The sequence below is a fragment of the Streptomyces sp. NPDC059828 genome (assembly GCF_042731955.1).
GTDB lineage: Bacteria > Actinomycetota > Actinomycetes > Streptomycetales > Streptomycetaceae > Streptomyces.
The window spans coordinates 1-2,218 of sequence record NZ_JBHWIW010000103.1; the positions used below are offsets into that span (position 1 = coordinate 1).

The following is a 2,218-nucleotide window of genomic DNA, read 5'->3' on the forward strand; positions in this document are numbered from 1 at the left end:
CAGGTGGACTCAGGCACTCGAATAAGGCAGAATTAGTGATGTCGGAAGGGGATGGCAGCCCCGGACGACAGGCCCGAACCTTCAACACCAGGGAGGCCACGTGACCACCAGCACCCTCTACCGCACCGGCGGAGTCGTCTCCTTCCACCGCAACGGCCCCCGGGTCGCGGAGGGCCGGGACGTCCCCCTGACCGTGGTCCCGATGCACGCCGCCGAACTCCGGCACTACGGCTGGTTGGTGGAAGCTCTCCAGGAAGACGGCTACCACGGCGACATCGTGGCCGCCAACGTCTACTTCGCCGACACGGACGCCTTTCTCGGAGCCTTCTTCAGTGACGGCCGCCGGACGCACGCCGAGTGGTGGGACGACGTCGTTCTGCACGACCTGGAGTTCGTCGCCGAGGTCCGCACCCCGCAGATCGCTTTGAACTGCATGGTCGACCGGTGGAACTGGATGCACGGTCGCGTGCTGCCCGTCCGTGAGCCCTGGGAGGACGACGACACGCTGGCCAGCCGCCGCAGGGAAGTCCTGAAGGCCCACACCGTGGCGGGCAGCCCCTCCCCGTCCGCCGAGATGCTGGCGGAAGCCATCGCCGCCCAGGAGGCCGCCGCAGCGGAGAAGGCCCGCGCCGAGGCCGCGAAGCGCGCCGCGTACGAAGCAGCGACCCGCAGCAGCGCGTTCGGATTCGACGTCACGCTGGCCGATCCGTACCGGGTCATCGACCTGGCCAAGGCCGGACGGCCGGGCCGCTGCGACCACCCCCGCTGCACTCAGCCCGCCCCCGTCGCGATCGAGGCGGACCCGTGGATCAAGCGGGACCCCGCCGACCGCCGCCCCGCCCGTCGCCGGGCGTGCGCGTTCCACTTCCTGAACGCCATCGACACGGTGTTCGGGTCCTGACACCACCCCGCCCGCCGGGCCCGCCACGGCGGGCCCCGCACCTTCGACAAGAGGAGACCACGATGAGGACCGCAGCAGACGAGACCGAGGTGTACCGGCTGATCCCGCGCCTGAAGGTCATCAAGGTGAAGGGGGCCGACGTGCAGCCCGGTGACCGCCTGTACCAGTACGAGCACCAGGCCGGTGTCCGAGTCGGAAAGATGTGGTGCAGCCGCGTGCCTGGCGGCACGGCATGGGACCAGCACCGCGTGTACTTCCGTCACGACGATTTCCCGTGGACCGTGGACAGCATCCATCCCCGGCTGGAGTACCCCGTTCACAGGTCCGGCGTCTACGTCGAGGGGTGGAGCCCCGAGGACTGCGACAAGCGCCGCAACGAGCTGTTGGAGAGGGCCGCGCCGGGGTCCGGCATCGCCACCAGTGTGTGATGCGCATCACTTGCCCGGAAGGCTGTTCCGGGTAGAGCTCGACTCCAAAATAAGGCATAATTAGTGATGTCGGGAGGGGTGGCAGTTCCTCCCGGCATCAGCCCCAAACCTTCAACCAGGGAGCCCGCTCCCGAGGAGAGAATATGCAGACCCGACATGGCAAGAAGCCCTGGTACATCCGGATTTCTCGCCACCTTGGCCAGGTTGTGGGCCGGACCGTCGCCCCGGTGGCTGACACCGGCGAAGCCTCGACGGGGGTCGACCGCGCAGCCTGCGAGGCCGCGATCGCTGCACACCAGGAGGCTCAGCGGGCAGCAGTCGAGCGCGGATCTGAACTGATGCGCACGGTGTGGGCAGAGCTGGAGTTCGGCCGGACCGGGTCGATCCTGACAGCGGCCAACGAGCAGTTCGGCAGGTGGCGCATCGTGATCGCCAGCGATGGGGCGACGGCGGAGATCGAGGCGTCAGGGGTACCTCCGCAGGTGTGGGGCGAGTTCGTCACCGAGGCCGTCGACCGTCTGTGGTTTCACGAGGACCGTGGGAGGTGGAGGGGTGCTGAAGACTGGCGCAACGCACTGCCTGGCTCGTACATGGGCCAGTCGTACAGGGCGCAGTACGCGGACGTTCTGGAGCTCAACGAGAGGTGCGAGGCGACGGAATTGACTCTCCGTGCGGTCGACGTCCGCAAGGTGGCTCGCGGGTTGTACGCGATGCTCACCGCGGAGGATGCCCACGCGTAAGCCGCTCGCCCCGCCCCGCCCCGGTCGAGCCGGCCGGGGCGGGGCGGCGTCGTCGCGGCGGTAGCGGACACGCCTGGCGGCGTGGCGGTGTTGGTGGCCCGGTGCGTGCTCGCCGGCCCCGGCCTCCTTCGTCGGCCGGTGCCGTCGGC

At 69.2% G+C, this 2,218-nt stretch carries 3 protein-coding genes; all 3 read left to right on the forward strand.

Going from position 1 to position 2,218, the window contains the following annotated elements; translation table 11 throughout:
- Positions 1 to 100: 100 nt before the first annotated feature.
- Positions 101 to 901 carry a hypothetical protein gene (locus tag ACFV6V_RS31035; RefSeq protein WP_385571176.1) on the forward strand — a complete coding sequence of 267 codons (801 nt, stop codon included), beginning with the start codon at positions 101 to 103 and terminating at the stop codon, positions 899 to 901.
- A 62-nt stretch (positions 902 to 963) separates the two neighbouring features.
- Complete coding sequence (locus ACFV6V_RS31040) at positions 964 to 1,329, forward strand: hypothetical protein (protein ID WP_385571177.1); 366 nt, start codon at positions 964 to 966, stop codon at positions 1,327 to 1,329.
- Between the two features lie 143 nt (positions 1,330 to 1,472).
- A complete protein-coding gene (locus ACFV6V_RS31045; protein ID WP_385571178.1) occupies positions 1,473 to 2,069 on the forward strand; it encodes a hypothetical protein in 597 nt (198 codons plus the stop codon).
- Positions 2,070 to 2,218 lie beyond the last annotated feature (149 nt).

Coding starts and splice junctions, on each gene's coding strand:
- ACFV6V_RS31045 (WP_385571178.1), top strand. CDS start 1,473: ATGCAGACCCGACATGGCAAGAAGCCCTGGTACATCCGGATTTCTCGC.
- ACFV6V_RS31040 (WP_385571177.1), top strand. CDS start 964: ATGAGGACCGCAGCAGACGAGACCGAGGTGTACCGGCTGATCCCGCGC.